At 33.5% G+C, this 18,156-nt stretch carries 19 protein-coding genes; 14 read left to right on the top strand and 5 right to left on the bottom strand.

All coding sequences use genetic code 11. The annotated features are described in order from the left end of the window. Positions 1-73: 73 nt before the first annotated feature. Positions 74-850 (top strand): pyrroline-5-carboxylate reductase, encoded by a 777-nt coding sequence (proC, locus tag ACSVI6_RS07690; RefSeq protein ID WP_491721034.1) that lies wholly within the window; start codon positions 74-76, stop codon positions 848-850. 233 nt (positions 851-1,083) lie between these two features. Here the strand turns inward: proC and ACSVI6_RS07685 are convergent, their stop codons facing one another. After that, entirely contained in the window at positions 1,084-2,016 is a 933-nt protein-coding gene (locus ACSVI6_RS07685; protein ID WP_491721033.1) for a replication initiator protein A, read from the bottom strand. 709 nt (positions 2,017-2,725) lie between these two features. Between ACSVI6_RS07685 and ACSVI6_RS07680 the strand changes: the two genes are divergently transcribed. The 5 genes from ACSVI6_RS07680 to ACSVI6_RS07660 all read left to right on the top strand — a co-directional run bounded on the left by ACSVI6_RS07680 (position 2,726) and on the right by ACSVI6_RS07660 (position 6,448). Further along, a complete protein-coding gene (locus ACSVI6_RS07680; protein ID WP_491717552.1) occupies positions 2,726-3,547 on the top strand; it encodes a ParA family protein in 822 nt (273 codons plus the stop codon). 1 nt (position 3,548) lies between these two features. Next, the gene (locus tag ACSVI6_RS07675; protein ID WP_491717551.1) at positions 3,549-3,875 is read left to right on the top strand and encodes a DUF5388 domain-containing protein; all 327 of its coding nucleotides are present in this window, start codon (positions 3,549-3,551) and stop codon (positions 3,873-3,875) included. Between the two features lie 153 nt (positions 3,876-4,028). Then, the gene (locus ACSVI6_RS07670) at positions 4,029-5,168 is read left to right on the top strand and encodes a family 20 glycosylhydrolase (protein WP_491720286.1); all 1,140 of its coding nucleotides are present in this window, start codon (positions 4,029-4,031) and stop codon (positions 5,166-5,168) included. Positions 5,169-5,364: 196 nt separating this feature from the next. Next, complete coding sequence (locus ACSVI6_RS07665; protein WP_491717549.1) at positions 5,365-5,697, top strand: hypothetical protein; 333 nt, start codon at positions 5,365-5,367, stop codon at positions 5,695-5,697. Positions 5,698-5,803: 106 nt separating this feature from the next. Further along, entirely contained in the window at positions 5,804-6,448 is a 645-nt protein-coding gene (locus ACSVI6_RS07660; RefSeq protein ID WP_491717548.1) for a hypothetical protein, read from the top strand. 101 nt (positions 6,449-6,549) lie between these two features. On the opposite strand, the gene ACSVI6_RS07655 is transcribed toward ACSVI6_RS07660, so the two are convergent. Continuing rightward, entirely contained in the window at positions 6,550-6,816 is a 267-nt protein-coding gene (locus tag ACSVI6_RS07655) for a hypothetical protein (protein ID WP_491717547.1), read from the bottom strand. Between the two features lie 183 nt (positions 6,817-6,999). On the opposite strand from ACSVI6_RS07655, the gene ACSVI6_RS07650 reads away from it, so the two are divergent. After that, positions 7,000-8,790 (top strand): acid phosphatase, encoded by a 1,791-nt coding sequence (locus ACSVI6_RS07650; protein ID WP_491720287.1) that lies wholly within the window; start codon positions 7,000-7,002, stop codon positions 8,788-8,790. 78 nt (positions 8,791-8,868) lie between these two features. Here the strand turns inward: ACSVI6_RS07650 and ACSVI6_RS07645 are convergent, their stop codons facing one another. Beyond that, positions 8,869-9,102 carry a hypothetical protein gene (locus ACSVI6_RS07645; protein WP_491717545.1) on the bottom strand — a complete coding sequence of 78 codons (234 nt, stop codon included), beginning with the start codon at positions 9,100-9,102 and terminating at the stop codon, positions 8,869-8,871. Positions 9,103-9,285: 183 nt separating this feature from the next. Between ACSVI6_RS07645 and ACSVI6_RS07640 the strand changes: the two genes are divergently transcribed. After that, complete coding sequence (locus ACSVI6_RS07640) at positions 9,286-9,870, top strand: hypothetical protein (protein ID WP_491720288.1); 585 nt, start codon at positions 9,286-9,288, stop codon at positions 9,868-9,870. 85 nt (positions 9,871-9,955) lie between these two features. Here the strand turns inward: ACSVI6_RS07640 and ACSVI6_RS07635 are convergent, their stop codons facing one another. After that, complete coding sequence (locus ACSVI6_RS07635; RefSeq protein ID WP_491720289.1) at positions 9,956-11,131, bottom strand: MFS transporter; 1,176 nt, start codon at positions 11,129-11,131, stop codon at positions 9,956-9,958. Positions 11,132-11,280: 149 nt separating this feature from the next. On the opposite strand from ACSVI6_RS07635, the gene ACSVI6_RS07630 reads away from it, so the two are divergent. The 6 genes from ACSVI6_RS07630 (at position 11,281) to ACSVI6_RS07605 (ending at position 16,225) form a co-directional block, all read left to right on the top strand. After that, positions 11,281-12,051 (top strand): threonine/serine exporter family protein, encoded by a 771-nt coding sequence (locus ACSVI6_RS07630; protein WP_491717542.1) that lies wholly within the window; start codon positions 11,281-11,283, stop codon positions 12,049-12,051. Continuing rightward, positions 12,041-12,505, top strand: coding sequence for a threonine/serine exporter family protein (locus tag ACSVI6_RS07625; protein WP_491717675.1), 465 nt, complete (start codon positions 12,041-12,043; stop codon positions 12,503-12,505). The genes ACSVI6_RS07630 and ACSVI6_RS07625 overlap by 11 nt, the downstream gene beginning before the upstream one ends. Before the next feature lie 360 nt (positions 12,506-12,865). Beyond that, the gene (locus ACSVI6_RS07620) at positions 12,866-14,323 is read left to right on the top strand and encodes an MFS transporter (protein WP_491721032.1); all 1,458 of its coding nucleotides are present in this window, start codon (positions 12,866-12,868) and stop codon (positions 14,321-14,323) included. Positions 14,324-14,341: 18 nt separating this feature from the next. Next, positions 14,342-14,761, top strand: a complete 420-nt coding sequence (locus tag ACSVI6_RS07615) for a nuclear transport factor 2 family protein (RefSeq protein WP_491717540.1) — start codon at positions 14,342-14,344, stop codon at positions 14,759-14,761. Between the two features lie 407 nt (positions 14,762-15,168). Then, entirely contained in the window at positions 15,169-15,804 is a 636-nt protein-coding gene (locus ACSVI6_RS07610; RefSeq protein ID WP_491717539.1) for a pyroglutamyl-peptidase I, read from the top strand. A gap of 79 nt (positions 15,805-15,883) precedes the next feature. Next, the gene (locus ACSVI6_RS07605) at positions 15,884-16,225 is read left to right on the top strand and encodes a hypothetical protein (RefSeq protein ID WP_491721031.1); all 342 of its coding nucleotides are present in this window, start codon (positions 15,884-15,886) and stop codon (positions 16,223-16,225) included. A 77-nt stretch (positions 16,226-16,302) separates the two neighbouring features. Here the strand turns inward: ACSVI6_RS07605 and ACSVI6_RS07600 are convergent, their stop codons facing one another. After that, positions 16,303-17,913 (bottom strand): oligosaccharide flippase family protein, encoded by a 1,611-nt coding sequence (locus tag ACSVI6_RS07600; RefSeq protein WP_491717537.1) that lies wholly within the window; start codon positions 17,911-17,913, stop codon positions 16,303-16,305. Between the last annotated feature and the right edge of the window lie 243 nt (positions 17,914-18,156).

Below are 18,156 nucleotides of genomic sequence, written 5' to 3'. Positions count from 1 at the left end.
TGACTTTTTTAGCGCCTTTCAATCTAATAGTGTAGTATCATTAATATAGTAATAAAAAATTGGAGGGATCTACATGAAAATTGGAATTTTAGGAGTCGGTAACATGGGTAGTGCAATTTTAAAAGGATTCACAAATAAACTGGATTCAAACAATCTTTTTGCTTTAAATCCAGTTAATCCACGTGTTGAAGCACTTCAAAAAAAGCTGGGGTTTAATCTATTTAATGACCCTAGTGAATTCAAAAAACAAAGATTAGACGTTGTTATCTCTACCGTCCCAGCTGATATTAACGTAAAGGTAATTAGACAATTAAATGGGATTAGCAACCATACGATTATTATCTCTGCAGCAGGGGGAATCAGAATTACTGAAGTAAAAATGGCACTTCCTAACAATCCAATCGCTGCAATTATTCCAAACACTCCAGTCTCAGTTAATCATGGAACGATTGCAACGAGCTTTGCATACGATGTTAGTAAGGAAGATCAAAAAACCACCAATGAAGTTTTAAGTTTATTAGGGGACGTAATAGTCACCAAAGAAGCTAATTTAGGAATTATTGGAACGATCGGTGGTTGTGGACCTGCATTTGTAGATGTTTTTATGGATGCCATGGCTGATGCAGCTGTTCAAGCAGGACTAAATCGTCAAAATGCATACAGGGTAATTGCTAGTATGGTAGCTGGATCAGGTAAATTAGCATTTGATACTGGAAAAACTCCTGCAGAGTTAAAGGATAAAGTCACTTCACCTGGGGGCACCACGATTAAGGGCGTAACTGAATTAGATGCTAATGGCTTCAGAAACGCTGTCATTAAGGCAGTTCAGAGCGCTAACGAATCAATGTAATTTATAATTAATTATAAATTTTAAATTATATATTTTAAATTATTAATAAAAAGCTTCTTATAGTGGCCAATAATGGATCTAAAAACCATTATTGGCTTTTTTTAGCCATTTTTAGCGATCTTAACTGTTATCAATGTATTTTATCATTTAAACAATTAAAGTCTTTAAAACACGCTTAAAACAAATCAAAATGAATTTAATTCTAAAATGTAAATACCATTCAAATTGTCACCTTAAAGTTTACGAAATTCTTCTAATTTTTTCAGAACTGCTTGTTTTTGGGCTTCAGTTGCTGGTTTTACCTTTGGTTGATAATCTTTTCTAAGCCATTCTGGAACTGGTTTTTTAATGATCCTATTTGAACTAGCTGCAATTGGGGTAATTAGTTCATCTTTTTTTAATCCAAAGGCTTCCAAAAAGAATGTTTTCATGGATTTCATTAAGTATTTAGAACGTTCTTCCATTGTGGCAGGTAAATAACTAAAAATATGTTTTAGTTGCATTGCGAGTTTGTTTCCTAGGTTGGTATTATTTTCAAACCTTGTGATTGGACTGTTTAGTAATTTATTCTTCCTTGCAATGTTTGTTTTCGCATTTAATATAACCCCCATCATTGAGTGTGCCTGTTTTAAATCATTTTTGGTAAAATCTAATATTTGATCAATAACGATTTCCTTAACGTTTAATTTTCCACAAACTGCTTTTTTCCATTTAGCAACTGATTTGTTTGAGAATTCGTCACTTGTGTTAACTGTATTACTTTTTGATTTAATTTTTTGATTCTGTTGACTCTGATTAGGTTGCACTTTTTGCATTTGTGGAGTAGCAGAATCTGCATTTGTTTGTTGCAAATTTTGCACCTTAGTTGATTTAAATTTAGGCAAGAACAATTTGTCAGCTTTACTGAATTGCTTTTTCTTAATTAATAAGCCTAATTTTACCAACTTACTGAAGATTTGGCCCACTTTACGAATTGATAGTTTTAGCGAAGTTGCCATTTGTTCGAGCGTGTAAATGACATAGTAATCTTGTTTTTTAGAATCGAAAAACTGTTTACTGGTTCTTGATGATTTCATTCGATCGCATAGTAGTGCATATGTGATGACTTCATCGTTAGTTAAGTTTGGGTCTTTAATTAGGTTAATGTCTAACATGATAAATTGCATAGCTATTCCTCCTGGAATAGAAAAAGAGGAGCAAGTATAATTACTTGCTCCCCTTCTAAAATATGTATTTTAGGACTAATTAAATAAGCTATTAATATTGCAAAGATAATAGCAATAAGCTATAATAAAAGCATTCGTTGGAGATTTATCTCCAACCATCTAGTCTTTTTATAGTTAGTTACGGTTGTAACTACTTTTAATTTAATAGTTTTTTTAATTAGAGTGTTGGGAGAACAAGTAATTTGGGTACTTGTGATCTGTTACTAGGGTTACTGCTGTGAACAGTTGCTCTGGAAACACTCTTTTTTCTATATTCATTTTTAAATATCCAAAACTAAATTTTTAGGATATACATTGTTTTTTTATAATTTATAATTAATGGACCGTACAATTTGGTAGGTTTTTAATTACAAGAAAAGAATAACTGTAATAATAAGAATAGTCAATAGCATATTTTTATGTATGCTTGCATACATGTAGTTATTAATACATGAATACTAGTATGTACACATACATGAATACATATATCCAGGTATGCAATAATACATGGTGTTTGAAAAATCATTGATATAGGCACTTTTAGAAACTTTTTCATTGCATACATTAATACAAGTATTATATAATACTTGTATTAATTAATATAAAAATACATTTATACAATAATACGTACAAAAAAATTTTTTTAAATTTTTTTTGAGGAGCAAATTTTATGGCAAAAATAGTGACTTTTGGTAATTTTAAGGGTGGTACTGGTAAGACGACAAATAGTTGTATGATTGCATATCACTTGTCAAAAAAGGGATATAGAACGTTAGTGGTTGATTTAGATCCTCAAGCAAACGCAACTGCACTTTATTTAGCAACTAAACAGGCCCAGACTAAGGAAGTCGTTAAATTCGATACGACCTTAATGACCGCAATTAGCGATAATAATATTGAAAGTATTGTAACTAAGATTAAGGAAAACCTGTATTTACTTCCTAGCTTCGCTGATTTTACTTCATATCCATTGTATTTAGAAAAACTGTATCCAGGAGCAGATAACCAATACCTTAGAGCAATTCATTTTTCCAAATTACTAGAGCCGTTGGAATCTCAATTTGACTACATCATTATTGATACGCCACCGACCGTTAGTTTGTACACTGATTCTGCTTTAATGTCATCAAGATATGTAATTGTAGTTTTGCAAACTCAAGAACGTTCATATACTGGTGCTGAAGCATATATTGAATACCTACAAGAGTTGATCGATAATTATAAGGCTGACTATGATATTTCAGGAATATTACCTGTTTTATTAAAGAAAAAATCACAGGTTGATCAATTAATCCTCGATCAAGCTAAGAAGCAATTTGGGAATGATAATGTCTTTGAAACCATCGTTAAGAATATGGAACGACTAAAGAGATATGATATTATTGGCATTGTTGATCCAGATAATCCTAATCAAAAGCATGATATTCATGATCAAAAGGTTCATTATCTATATGACCAAATTACTGATGAATTTATTAAGCGGGTGAAATAATATGAGTGATCTATTAAAAAAGAATCTAGAAAATCAAAGTCGCAACAAAATGCCTAAAAACGTTTTTTCTAGAAACGAGTTGAGCAATGATTTTGATAATAAAATTAAAAAAATTGAGAAGTCTAGAAAACAACGTGAAAAATCTACTAGTATTCGGGTCTCAGTTGATACTGCAAACCAATTAAATTCATTAGTTAGTGTTTTGGGACTAGATAGTGTGACAGAATTATTAGGCCAGCTATCAGAATCAGCAGTCGATAACTTAACTGATGAGGAAAAAATTGAATATAAAACCATGAAGAAAATTTTAGATAAGAAGCGAAAATAAAAATCGGGATAACTTCAGATGAAGGGATTCCCTTTTTTATTATTTAAAATTTATTATTTATTATTTATTATTGTTATGAATTTATGATTTTATATTTTTTTACTTAAAAATAAGTTACAATAACATATATATGAATAAAAAAGGAGCTTAATAATGAAACGCTGGATTAAAATATTAGTCATTCCAGTTATCCTGGTTCTGATCTTAATTTTTGGAATCATTTGGCGAATAGACCAAAATAGCGAGGAAAATGATCATGTTAAGAATTACGGGATTACAACTGGATTGAATCTAGATGCCGCTCGGACTTACTATAAGCCACAAACAATAAAGAAGTTTATTGATACCTTAAGCGAGCATAATGGAAAGTACCTAATGCTGCATTTGACTGATAATGAAAACTTTGGCATTGAAAATGAATTCCTTGGACAAACCGTTAAAAATGCAAAATATGTAAATGGTGAGTACATTAGTAAGAAAACGAATCAGCCGTTTTTATCTAAACAACAATTAAAGGAATTAATTGCTTATGGAAAGGAAAAACACGTTTCGGTTTACCCAGAAATTGAAATTCCTGGACATAGTAAGGCGATGATTGACTTATTAAAGGCCAAAAAGTATCCTCACCTTAATTCAATGCTTGCGTTTTCAAATGAATTTGACTTTGGTGCTGATGGAGTTACAACATTATATAAGAAGGTAATTTCAGAATATATGTCGTTATTACCTAAGAATAGTTACTTCGGAACTGGTGGAGATGAATTTTCAATTGATGGCCATTCAGATGAGGTTTCAATTAGGCAGTTCGATAATAATATCAATCGTTATTTAAGAAGTCATGGAAAACAAATGATGGTTTGGAATGATAGTATTGTAAAATCGCAAGTTAATAAGTACGATAAGACAATCGTTGTTAACTATTGGAGTCAATCGAGTGCCGTTTCAGATCCAGCTAACCGTAAATCGCTATTAGCTTTAAATGCTACGTTACCTGAAATTAATCGGGCTGGTTTAAAAACTTTTAATGATAATCAGGCAATAACATATGTAGTTGTTGATAAGGGTAGTTTGGATAAGTCAGGACTTGATAGCTTTAAACAACGGTTATCAGGGTTTAATTCTGGAATGTGGGATGATCTAGATTCAACCCAACAAGCACCCAACAGTAATAACTTAGGTAGTTTCGTTTCAATTTGGTCAGATGTTAATAACGGCTATAATGGCGAACAGATTCAAGCTAAGACGCTCCCATGGTTAAATGCTTATTTCGACAGAATTAATAAATTTAGTTAATCGCAAGTATTTATCATTTAAGTATCTTATAATTGTTAGTTGTAATCTAACGATTTATAGGGTACTTTTTATTTTCATTTGATAAACATATTAAAAATAAATTATAAATTATTTATAATTATGGCTATTATTTCATATTTTAATTATATGTCTGTTATAATGATGGTAAATATATTAATGTGAGGGAATTAATCTAATGACACTAAAGTATAACACAGCAATTGTTCATTTTATTCAACTTAGTAATAACAAACCATTATTTCCAAAAGCCTATAAATTTTTTATTCCAGCTAAAATGAAATCATCATTATCAATTGGAAGTGTTGCACTTGTGCAAAATCATATTCAAGAAAAGAAATTTTTATCACCAGTTGTGATCACAGGAAATATTACTAAAAAGAATTCTAGAAAGGAATTTAAGTCACTATCTAAAGATACCGGCGAAATGTTTAGTTCCTATTTAGAAAAGCATATTGCAAAAACGACCGAGTATTTTGATAAATATACTAAGGAAGATAACGTTAAATAAAATTTCATAGATATTACAAATAGTTAAAAAAAGTTATGAACTTGGTTTTTGTCGTTTTAAGATGATATAATTACGTTAATACTTAATAAATAAAGGAGTTTTTATAATGAAGAAAAAACAAATTTTTGCAACAGTATTAGTTGCTGGAATTATTTCACCATTATTTGCATTTGGGAATGTTGCTAGTGCCAGTGCTAAGCCTACATTAACACCAAGCGTTTCATATAATTCAGGAAAACTTAGTTTTAAGGGGTCTGTTAAGGGTTCCGCTGCTAAGAACGTTACAAAAGTTGTTGTTAAGAAGGGTAGCTCAAAATTTGCTACTGCAAGCGTAAAGAGTAAGAAATTTAATCTTTCAAAGGCTTTTAGTGGTAAGAATAACTTTACTATCTATGGTACCAACAAGGCTGGTAAGAAGTTAACTAAGAGTTATACGATTAAAAAGTCACAATATGTAACTCCAGATCCTACTTACTACAGTATTGACCGTTCGAAGGCTGGTAAGGTTGCTGTTAGACTTTATGATCAAGGTGAAAAGAATGTTACCTTCTACACTAAGTTTAATGGTTATTCATTTAATACTAGTAATGATACTGCTGGTGGTACTATCACTTACAACTATCCATCTACTGCAGATTACACATTATCTGTTTATGCAGTTGCTAAGAATAAGATGGCAAGTAACACTGTAGACTTACCTGAAGTTCATGATGGACAAGGACAAACTAACCCAGAAATTTTCCCATTCTAAAATCCATATCAAAAAAGGATCAACCTTAATTGGCTGGTCCTTTTTTTATAACAAAAAATAAATAACAAGCAATAAATAATAAATTATTTATTGCTTGTTATTTAGATTGGTTTCACAAATAAAAACATTAAATTAAAGGCAAATCCCCGTCCCAAACCAATTTTAGGGTTTTTAAAAATTCCGTTATGGTTATGATGTTGGGCAATGCTTGCAGCTAATACCATTAAAACGTAAACGGAGACTAAAGCGATAATTCCCCAAAAGTATTCTCCCTTAGTAACAAATAGACTGATCAAGATACTAATGAAAACAATGATATCTAATATTCCAATGATTATATATAGTGCTTTTTGTTTATTTTTAAGCATATCGTTCACTTCCTAAATCGCATTGTTTTTGATTGAAAATTTAAAAACTTAGCAAATGGTTTTAATAATTGTAAAATAGCAACTTTATATTTTACAATATTTTTACAATTAATATACAATAAATCTAAATTCTTAGTTTATTATTAAGATTGTTAAAATAAATTAAAGAGGCGGGATATTAACATGAAAAAAAGAATTCTACGTTCCAGTGTATTAATTGGTTTAACACTTTTAAGTATTAGTAGCATCACAAATGCAAAGGCCGATAAGAAGAGTACTAATAAGGCTTTGCTTGAAATTGATACTGATCATAAATCAGACGCAGGAAGATATTTCATTCAAGATTATAAAACAAACACAAGTGCTAATACCACAGCACAAACCAATGCTTCAATTGACTTATTATCACAAATGAACAATCTTTGGCAACCTGGTTCTGATTGGAACAACGGAAAACGCCTTAACACGAAGATTTTAGACGAAAATATTAATTATAATTACAACATTGCTAAAACAAGAACGAAAGCTGAAGAAGATGCATCATGGTTAGATGATAAAAATGACATGGGTTATTCTGCTCAAGAAGGACTTGGGACGCTAACTGATTACTTCAGAAAAGAAGCAAATATTACTGGTGGATATACATCAGTGCCATCAGATGCAGAAACTAAGGATTACGATACTAACTGGAGTAAACAAGAAGTAACTGGTGACCCTAACTCCAGCCTAGGAAGTGTTGTTAAATTAGCTGATACTATGAAAGATGGTAACTATTCTTCAAGTAGTACATCTAAGAAATTTTATAAGTATCCACGTCCATTTAGATGGAATGATTTATCAAACATTACTAACGCCCAAGATAACGGGGTAATTATTCCAACGTTAAAACTATCAGCAAATGCTGATCCTACTAATGATTATGGATTCCCAAGTGGGCACACTAATAGTGCATACTTAACTGCATACGCACTTGCATATGCTTATCCACAAAAATTTCAATCATTGATCACTAGAGCTTCAGAAGTAGGAAACAACCGAATTGTTGCAGGACGCCACTCGCCACTAGATGTTATCGGTGGTCGAGTATTAGGGACTGCATTAGCAGCAGCTATCTTGAATGACCCTGCAAATGCCCAACTTAAAAAGGAAGCGTTTGACCAAGCTCAAAGCATCCTAAAGGAATCCAAGGCTGACAATAACAGCTATGGAATGGACAACAAGGAAGAAAATGCTCAAAAATATAACTTCCGCTTAACTTATGGTTTCTCAAAGATTGCTAACTCTAAGCACACTTACGTTGTTCCTAAGGGTGCTGAAGTACTTTTGGAAACTAGATTACCATACCTTAATGCCACTCAAAGAAGAGCAGTTCTTGCAACTACCGAACTACCTACTGGATATCCAATCTTAGATGATGGTGAAGGTTGGGGTCGTTTGAACCTCTACAACGCTGCTAATGGTTATGGCCAATTAGTTTCTGATACGACCGTTAAGATGGATGCATCTAAGGGTGGTTTCAATGCTGCTGATACTTGGAGTAACGACATTACTGGGGTTGGAAAACTAACTAAGACCGGTACTGGTGCATTGACATTAACTGGAAAGAACACATACAAGGGTGGCGTTGCTGTTAAGGATGGTTCATTAGTAGCAGCAAATAACGCAGCTCTTGGTAATGGATCTGTTAGCGTTAGTGGTGGTGATCTTAAGCTTAGTGCTAAAAAGGTTACCGTTAAGGGTACTTACAAACAAAGTAGCAAGGGCTCAACTTCAATTGCTAAGAAGGGCCGCTTAGTAGTTAAGAAGGGGGCAACACTTGGTGGAACCCTTAAACTTAACGGTGGTGAATTTAAGAACGGTGATAAGATTATGAGCTACGGCAGTCACAAGGGTAAGTTCAGTAAGGTTACTGGATTATCTCATGGTCTTCACATTGTATACAACAACCATGATATTAGCATTGCTAAAAAATAATTAAATAAAAAATCGACGATAACAGCTAAAATGAGGACCATTCATTATATGAATGGTCCTCATTTTCAATTTGAACTATTAACCTGAGATTTGATCAAAGTTAAAGATACGAAGTCCCTCTTTATATCCCATTAGATAAGGTTCACTATGTTTAACCTTAAAAATCCGATTAATTAAGTCATGATTTTTAACACTAGCCTTGAACATCATTTGGGTAATGCTAGGTTGATGGCCCTTTAAGTTGGCAACTGAATCATCGATGGCTTGTCGATATCCATTGTTAAAATCAATTTCTAAAAAGTTACTATCCAAAACGAATCATTTCTCCTTTTATCACTCTAAAATATGCTTAACTATTATAACGCTAAAGCAAATAAATTGGGCCTGATTTATGGAAGTCGTGAAACAATATTGATGCTTGTTCCACATTGCCTATTAATATAAATTAGCTTAAAATGGTAATCATAAAGCTGATGCTAATTTGGAGATGATAATATGAGAAACGGTTTAAAAGACTTAGCTGCTGACAAGCGATATGAATTTGTTGGGAAATTTACCCGCTTGGGATATGCTGAAGAATATAATGACGAAGATGGTTATTACTACCAACCTACGATTTTATTTTTAGATGTTCATGATGATATGGGCAACTTTATCACTGATCATGCTTGGGTTCATTATACGGAACCGTTTATTAAATTGGATGAATTAAAAGATGGTGATTTGGTTGGGTTTACAGCTCAGGTCCATTCTTACAAGAAGGGGGCTGGCATTAATAAGATTACTGATTATGAATTGATTGAGATTCAAGATGTTGTTAGAAAGGGTAACTTTAACGAAAAAAGAAATGCAGTGCCTAGTGAGAATAAGCCATTAGTAGGGTACGTTATGGAGCGCAACCGTGCTTTTTATGAAAAGGCCCAACGAAAAGTGGATGAAGAATATACCCAGGCTTACGATCAATGGTTACATCCAGATGATTATAGTAATGAAACGTCTTATTCTGATGATGATGATTCAGGATTAGATCCAGAACTGTTGGCTAAATTAAAGCAGTTTTCTGACGATAATTTAAAATAAATAATAAATAATAAATTATAAATTATGTTTATTGTATTGGTAAAAATAAAAAGCAGCCCGTCAATTATGGGCTGCCTTTTATTTATTACTGCTTTTTAAATATTTGGAATCCCAAGATAATGATCATTAATACAGCGATCAATACACTAAAGAGTCCGATTCCAGGCTGAGATCCAGAAATTGGTGAAATTTGATTTAAGAATCCCATCACGATTGGTGATACTGCTGTCCCAACGTTACAGCCGACTAATAGGATTGAGTTGGCTAGTGCGGTCGAATTTTTGGGAGCTACTTTATCCATCAAGTTAAAAACGTAAGTCCCAGCAAGTGGGTACGCACCACCGATAATGATTTCTCCAATCGTTAGTACGATTAAATTAGGAGCAAAATTCATGATGGACATTCCAACTGTAAACACTAACAAGCCCAGGGGTAATACAAATTTTTTAAAAATCTTGAAGAAGGTTCCAAATAAAAATCCCATCAACATGCTAGCAATCGTGAAGATCGTAATTACGAAACTCGCATCGGTAGCACTACCTAGTTTTCCATTAACAACGATCGTAGGGGTCATAACACTAACCGTTGCTAGTCCCATCGTCATGATTGCACAAAAGACTCCGGCAACGATTACAGCAAGGTTAACCTTTGAGCGTTGCTGTTGTCCATCTTTACCAACGGGTTCACCTGTTTCGATATTTGGCACAGCCTTCCAGAAGATTACCAGGATAATCAAAATAAAGAAGTATGCTAAGAATGACACTTGCCAACTGATGTTTAATAATTGGCCAACTAGTATATTGACGATACAAAGACCAATCGTTTCAAATGAGTTGCGATTACCAAGCATTTGAGCTTGTTCATTACCACTATAAAAGATATTGATGATCGTAATTGCTAACGAATTGATCATCCCAATTCCAATCCCAAAGATGATCCTAGATCCCAATATTAACCATAGGTTGGGGATGAACGCTGGGATGACACCAGAAATCCCCATCAATAAGATTCCAAGGCCAATCATTTTTTTAATCCCAAATCGTTTTGCTAGTGGTGCTGACATTAATAGCACTATGAACGCTGGAATTTGTTGAATTGTTGCAACCATGTTTACCAAGGTTGCAGGATAGTTTGAAAATGCTTTTTGCATCGCTGGAAGTGCTGGTGAAATTGCAGTTCCAGTCGTAATGACCAATGAAACCGCTAAAATTGCGAAACGGTGAAACCATGTTTTAGCGTTCCATTCTGAATTATTAGCCATTTTAATCCCTCCAATCAGATCTCTGTAATTCACAATTTTATTATATCACTTTTTAAGCAAAAGAAAACGCTTACATTGATTGACTCAGTTTTTCATTTTTTATCATGATATAATGGTTTTAAATTAATTGTCACGTGGGGGGAAGCGTATTGCGGGTAGATAAACAAGATGAAATTGCTAATTTTTGTTGTCGATTGGGGCGTACTTTGGTCGAAAGTGGTGCTGAAATTAATAGGGTCGAAACTACCGTTGAATTCATTGGCCATAAGGCTGGATTGCACGACTTAAGATGTTACGCAGAATTAGGTGTAATATTTGTTTACTATGAAAACGGTATCAAAAACCAAATTATGAAGATCAAGGGGCATGACTTTAATTTTCAAAAAGTTGATGAGATTAATAATCTATCACGTCAGTTTGTAGAGAATAAAATTACATATGATTATTTAAAAAATGATTATTACAGAATTAGAAATAAGGTAATTGACTTTACGATCACCCGTAAAATTTTAGCTGCCGGGTTAGTATCAGTGGCTCCATTACTACTATTTCATACTAATTGGGTTAACTTAGCGTTATCCTTTTTCGTTGGAATTATGGGTTATTTAACAACTAGGTTTATGTCAGGGAAATCAAAAACCCCTTACTTGGATGTGGCGTTTGGTGGTTTTGTAATTGGAATGTTGGCGATGCTCATTAGCATTTTAGTTCCTGGAACGAACGCTGATATGATTATCTTTAGTTCGTTAATGCCGATTGTGCCAGGGATTGCCCTGACAAACTCATTTAGAGAAATTATGGCTAAAAATATTTTATCTGGACTGATCCTTGGCATGGAAGCAACCATGATTGCAGTTTCGATTAGTGGTGGGGTAATTATTGGCAAGTTATTAATTAAATTTTTGATTGGTGGGATATAAAATGGTGCTGAGCGTTGAATTTCTATTTGCGTTTTTATCAACTTGGGGGTTTGGTGTAATCACTAATGTTCCCAAGCGAACCCTAATTGCTTCGGGCCTAGTCGGCGCAATGGCTTGGCTGGCGTATATTCTAGCAGATGGAATGGGTGCAAATGTAATTGTTGCCAACCTACTGCCAGGAATTGTCGTCGGTTTATTTGGGAATGTGGAATCAATGATTGTTAAAACGCCCGTTAACTTAGTCTTTGTGCCAGCTGTAATTTCATTGGTACCAGGTGCATTGTTTTACAAGAGCATGGAGCAACTGACCATAGGATTAAGCAAACTTGCAATGCAAGGACTTTTAAAAACGTTATTGATTGCAATTGCATTAGGAATTGGTTTTATTATTGGAGAAGTTTTATTTAAACTCTTAAAACCAACAATTAAGAAATTAATTATAAAAAATAAATAATTAATTTTTTGTTACATTAGTTTTTGATTAAAATTATAATTTACTTTTAATGTTAGCCGTAGTAAAATAACAGCAGGTTAAATAATTAATAACGCTAAAGATTGAACTCCTTTAATGATTAGTGAATATAACCTCTGTTGTTATTACATAATTATTTAATCTAAACGGGTACATCATCAATTTTTCCTCGAATAACACCCCCATTCCTTGCAGATGGGGGTGTTTTTAATTTTTAACTAATTTTATGCCACTGATTATAAAAATTAGTGGCATAAGCCACGATATAGAAATAATTGACCATTTTATTAGCTTATAAATTTACCTATAATATTCAGCATATCAACAAATAAGGGGATGATTATGTTGGATAAGGATCGTACGACGTTGGCAATGTTTTCATTATTGCTCGCTAATTTTATGGGTGGATTAGATGCAACGATTGTCAATACAGCAATTCCATCGATCACTAGTGATTTGAGTGGGATTCAATTAATCGGATGGATCAGTTCAGTATTTTTATTAGGCGTTGCTATAACAACCGTCCTATGGGGACGCTTAGGAGAAATCATCAATAATAAACGGGCTTTTCAAATCGCGGTATTATTGTTCATCTGCAGTTCGGGCTTAGCGGGGCTTGCTCCTAATATGCTAATATTGATCATCGCTAGAGCATTGATGGGGATCGGTACTGGTGGGATGGTTTCGATTCCATTTATTATCTATGCTGAAATATACCCTAAGCCAGTTGAGCGAGCACGGGCAGTTGGTTGGGTGACCGCATCTTATACGCTATCAACCGTTCTAGGTCCAATAATTGGGGGATTGATTGTTGACCATTTTTCGTGGCACTGGGTGTTTTTTATTAACTTACCGATTGGATTACTATCTATCTTAATGTTACAGCTCACGTATCGAGTTAATGATTTTAAACCTACGAGTAGTCGTTTTGATTATCTGGGTGCGGGACTATTGTCGATAATATTGACTTTATTGCTATTTGCCAGTAGCTCGTTATCTAGCCATTTTCAAATTACTGTGATTTTAATAGTAATTACGGTTGGGATATCAGTTATTTTTTATCACGTGGAAAAGAGCATTGATGATGCTTTAGTACCGATTCAGTTATTAAAAAATTGGCCGATCCAGTCACAAAACATCATCATGTTCTTGATCAACGGATACTTTATTGGCTTTAGCGTTTATGCTCCGATGTGGTCGCAAGGATTATTGGGCACGAATGCTACTTATGGGGGATTAACTCAAATTGCTGGTTCGATCTTATTGTTATTAGGGACTAGGCTTACGGCACACTTAATGAAACGCATTCAATATCGGATCATTGTGGGAGTAGGGATATCTAGCGTTTGTGTATCGTCATTGACAATGTTTTTAGCGACACAAAATACTCCATACTTTTGGTTATTGATTAGCGGAGCCTTCAACGGACTTGGGATGGGCCTATCGTTTACCCCTATGCAAATTTCAATTCAAGATGGAGTTGCTAAGCAGTTAGTGGGGGTGTCAACAACATTTGGATTATTAATCCGTACCCTAGGTGAAACTTTTATGGCAGCAATTTTTGGTGCGGTGTTTAGCATCAGGATTTCACAACAGACTAATTATCAATATCCATTGAAAATGGTAACAGCGTTAACTGATTTTAAAACTGCACAGTCATTGCCTTACCAACTAGTGCCGCATTTAAAGAGAATGCTTTTCAATGGGATCCACCCAGTGATGTTTATGGGGCTAGTCCTTTCATTAATTGCAATCGTTTTAAATTGCATTAGAACCTTACCGCAAAACACAAGCAAATAACTTTAGGGAGATTTTAATATGGAAATGAATATTCAAGAAATCAATGATCGTTTAAAGTTAAAACAACTAGTTGATCTATTTTCGAACTATGCAGATACTAAAGAAAATGAAAAACAGGTTCAATTGTTCACTTCTGATGGTGAAGTCAATATTATTAATAATGGCAAAGTGGTCTTTAAACTAAAGGGGCGCAAAGCAATTTATGATGCGTTCTCTAAATCCATGGAAGAGTATGAAACTGTTTTTCACATGAGTGGCCAACAAACGATTACTTTTATTGATGAAATGCATGCTGAGGGGATTGCTTATAATTACGTCTTTTTAGAAAATGCTCAATCTAAGGTACAAGAAGGCGTTCGATATGAGGATCGCTACGTCAAAGTGGATGGTAAATGGTTGATTGAAAAACGTGATTCTCATTTTATCTGGCATAAATAGAACAATATAATTTAAGCATTCAACTATTTAAAAATAGGGGATGCTTTTTATTAATTTTTTGATTAATTTAATTTAATTTAATTTTAATAATATTTTATAATTAAAATTAAAATAGGATGTTTTTTTAGTGCTTTTAAAGCCTTGAATATAACATTTTTAAATTTATTTAAATAATTTGGTTAAATTTAATGAAATCGTTTTATTATTATTTTATAATTAAATTAAAATTAAATTAAAAATGTGAGGAGAGGTGGTTAAATGGCTGAGCATTTTATTTATGACTATGTCAAGAACCATATAAGAGACTTTTTTGATTACATAAAATTTAGTGGTACTTCTGTACAAAATAGGAAAATGACAAGGATGTCAGCTTGTTATCATCTTATTGAAGGGAGGAGTGATGCTGAATGAAGGGATTAGTAACTGGTTTTACCCCATTTGATAAACATCCTAATAATCCATCTTTGGATATTTTACATTCACTCCCTGATCGACTAGATGAAGCTGAAATTGTTAAAGTAGCATTACCAACTGAGTTTCAAATCAGCAGTTTAATGATTGCTGATTCGATCGAACAACATCATCCTGATTTCGTTTTAAACATTGGTCAGGCTAACGGTCGAATTGGCATTACTCCAGAGTTAGTGGCTGTTAATGTTGATAATGCGGGTATTCCCGATAATAATGGCTACCAGCCAATTACAAGATCGATTCATCATGATGGTGAAGATGAATACTTTAGTAATATCCCAATTAAAACAATCGTTAGAAATATTCGTGATATTGGGATTGATAGTAAAATTTCTACCTCAGCTGGAAATTTCGTTTGTAACCACGTCATGTATGAGGTTCAATACTTAATGCGCAAAAGATACCCCACTATGAAGGCCGGCTTTATTCATGTTCCATCTAATTATTCCGATAATGATGATGTGCCAACCATGGCGTTGGATGATGAAGTAGATGGCATCAAGATTGCGCTACTTACAATTATTCATCACTTGGATGATAATATTGTACTAGATCATCCTTATGAATATTAAGTGATTTCAGTTTATATTAGTGATAAAGCTGATATAATTAAAGGGTAGATTAGTAACATAATTTTAAGGGATGATGAAAATGTTAAGAGCCAAAATTTCACATTTAGCAATTTTATTAGCAATCGCTGCTGGCACGACTATTTACTTTCAAGGAACTGATAACGTAAATGCTGATATGAATCAAAAGCAAGTTAATCTCATCCAAGCCCGTCGTCATCATAAATATGCACCTCAAAACAACGGTTCACATTCAGGAAGCGAGTTCGATCGCTTTAAACAAGTACGATTGGCCAAAGCAAAGGATGACTTTATACATGCTAAACATGATTTGCAAAATGCTAAAAATAAAAAACAACTAATGACAGCAAAGATTAATTACAATCATGCTAAGCAAAAATTGTTTAATGTAAATCACAAATAAACCGCATGTGATGTTTTAATTGGATTCAAACAAAAAATAAGGGGTTGATCTGAAATTAATCAGATCAACCCCTTATTTTATTTGAAATGTTTATACTTAAAGTATCGATAGCCCAATTTCATTCCAAAAATTCGCTTGGCAGTTCCGGTATGGTTGGCCAAAAAGATATATATTAATAGGAATGTGATTCCATAAATGGCTAAGTAAATGAAACTGCTTAATCGATTGACTGGCTGAAACACTTGCTGGAAGGTGAAGTAATAACCACTCATGATGATGATTAAAAATGAATTGGTGTACAAAATAGGGACTAGTGAGCCTAATTTTACGCCATATAGATGGTTTAACTTAAAGTAGCCGAGTGCAACGATTGCTAAAAAGGCAGCATCAGTTGCGATGATTGCTCCATTTGCACCAAATAATTTAAGCAGTGGGAACTGTAAGGCTAGTTTGATAAAAATTCCAACTGACATGTACATGACCGCTTTTTTACTAGCATGGAGTGCCTGCATTAGCGTTAATACGTTAACGGCAAGGCCTAAAAAGATGCTTTGAATAATATTTTGGACGAGATAATAAGTTCCAACCTGGTCGTGAGTGAATAGAACAGTATAAACGGGACCAGCAGCGAATCCGCTAATAATAACAATTGGCATTAAAAAGAATAGTAGCAATTTATAGTTCTCTAATAATAACTTATTGATTTGGGACCATTCTTTTTTGGCATGTAGTTCTGAAAACAATGGCAAACTAGTTTCAGAAACCGATGTGACCAGTGAAATAATAATCGTAGTGATTTTACTAGGGTTAGCCGATGAGACAGTATAAAGATAGTTAACGTAATCAGAAGCCATGTGATTAACGTTGATCAAGACCTGCTTGAAGAATACTTGATCGATTAGTTGGCTAATTGTAATACATGATCCGACTAACACGAATGGAATTGATGCGTACCATAATCCTAAAATAGTTGATACAACGTTGTTGAGGGTTTTTGGCTTACTATTATCCATCTGTTTTTGATAGATTGATTTTTTATGATTGCCGTACAGCAGTAAGTATAAGTAGCTGATAATGGAACCAATAAATGCACCAAAGACACTTAGGTAAACGGCAACGATATAGTTATGATGAAGCACTTTGATAACGATAAAGGTTGAAATGATAATGAATAAGACCCGTGATAATTGTTCCCAAAGCTGTGAGATTCCGTATGGTTTCATATCACTATGCCCTTGAAACCATCCCCTCATCATGCTCATTGAAGGCAGAATAACGATGGCTGGAACTAACATTCGAATTGAAATGATTGCTTGATGGATTGATTTTACAGGACTATTTTGAGCAATTAATGGTGCTAAAATGTACAAAACGAGTCCACATATAATTCCAGCGATAATCATTATTATAAATGCTAATTTAGTGACGTATGCACTATCTAGATATCGATTTCTAGAGTTTAACGATGAAACACGTCTAGCGATTACTGAGGGGAGTCCAGCAGTTCCAACCGCGATTAGTAATGCATATGGTGTATATGAAGCATTGAACACTGCTTGCGCATTTAACTGATCACTGTAGCTACCAATCATTATTAACCATGGAATTAGATAGACGATCCCTAACACCCTGGAGAAAATACTACCAAAAGACAGCCAAAATGATCCCGATAACATCTTTTTATTCAAAAAAATCCCTCGAGTTCTAAATATTTATTGTTTAGTTGAATTGATCGTTGCTAATAAGCGTTGAGCTCAATTCCAATGGATATATTACCACATGGTTATTGAACCCACAAACAACGCTTAATTATACACTATTTTTGAATTTGTTTAATAAGCTAATCTAATCCGGTTTTAAAATTTAAATTAAACTACGTTGTTTTTTGTTATGTATTAAATATGTTACTAGCGTATAATAATATTTGATAC

This window comes from Nicoliella sp. ESL1106, from assembly GCF_058509965.1.
The sequence above is the reverse complement of the archived record's forward strand: the minus strand, read 5'-3'. Positions and strand labels throughout refer to the sequence as shown.

What these genes read in the sequence shown, in the direction of transcription:
- proC (WP_491721034.1), top strand. Translation starts at nt 74, where the DNA reads ATGAAAATTGGAATTTTAGGAGTCGGTAACATGGGTAGTGCAATTTTA.
- ACSVI6_RS07685 (WP_491721033.1), bottom strand. Translation starts at nt 2,016, where the DNA reads ATGCAATTTATCATGTTAGACATTAACCTAATTAAAGACCCAAACTTA.
- ACSVI6_RS07680 (WP_491717552.1), top strand. Translation starts at nt 2,726, where the DNA reads ATGGCAAAAATAGTGACTTTTGGTAATTTTAAGGGTGGTACTGGTAAG.
- ACSVI6_RS07675 (WP_491717551.1), top strand. Translation starts at nt 3,549, where the DNA reads ATGAGTGATCTATTAAAAAAGAATCTAGAAAATCAAAGTCGCAACAAA.
- ACSVI6_RS07670 (WP_491720286.1), top strand. Translation starts at nt 4,029, where the DNA reads ATGAAACGCTGGATTAAAATATTAGTCATTCCAGTTATCCTGGTTCTG.
- ACSVI6_RS07665 (WP_491717549.1), top strand. Translation starts at nt 5,365, where the DNA reads ATGACACTAAAGTATAACACAGCAATTGTTCATTTTATTCAACTTAGT.
- ACSVI6_RS07660 (WP_491717548.1), top strand. Translation starts at nt 5,804, where the DNA reads ATGAAGAAAAAACAAATTTTTGCAACAGTATTAGTTGCTGGAATTATT.
- ACSVI6_RS07655 (WP_491717547.1), bottom strand. Translation starts at nt 6,816, where the DNA reads ATGCTTAAAAATAAACAAAAAGCACTATATATAATCATTGGAATATTA.
- ACSVI6_RS07650 (WP_491720287.1), top strand. Translation starts at nt 7,000, where the DNA reads ATGAAAAAAAGAATTCTACGTTCCAGTGTATTAATTGGTTTAACACTT.
- ACSVI6_RS07640 (WP_491720288.1), top strand. Translation starts at nt 9,286, where the DNA reads ATGAGAAACGGTTTAAAAGACTTAGCTGCTGACAAGCGATATGAATTT.
- ACSVI6_RS07635 (WP_491720289.1), bottom strand. Translation starts at nt 11,131, where the DNA reads ATGGCTAATAATTCAGAATGGAACGCTAAAACATGGTTTCACCGTTTC.
- ACSVI6_RS07620 (WP_491721032.1), top strand. Translation starts at nt 12,866, where the DNA reads ATGTTGGATAAGGATCGTACGACGTTGGCAATGTTTTCATTATTGCTC.
- ACSVI6_RS07615 (WP_491717540.1), top strand. Translation starts at nt 14,342, where the DNA reads ATGGAAATGAATATTCAAGAAATCAATGATCGTTTAAAGTTAAAACAA.
- ACSVI6_RS07610 (WP_491717539.1), top strand. Translation starts at nt 15,169, where the DNA reads ATGAAGGGATTAGTAACTGGTTTTACCCCATTTGATAAACATCCTAAT.
- ACSVI6_RS07605 (WP_491721031.1), top strand. Translation starts at nt 15,884, where the DNA reads ATGTTAAGAGCCAAAATTTCACATTTAGCAATTTTATTAGCAATCGCT.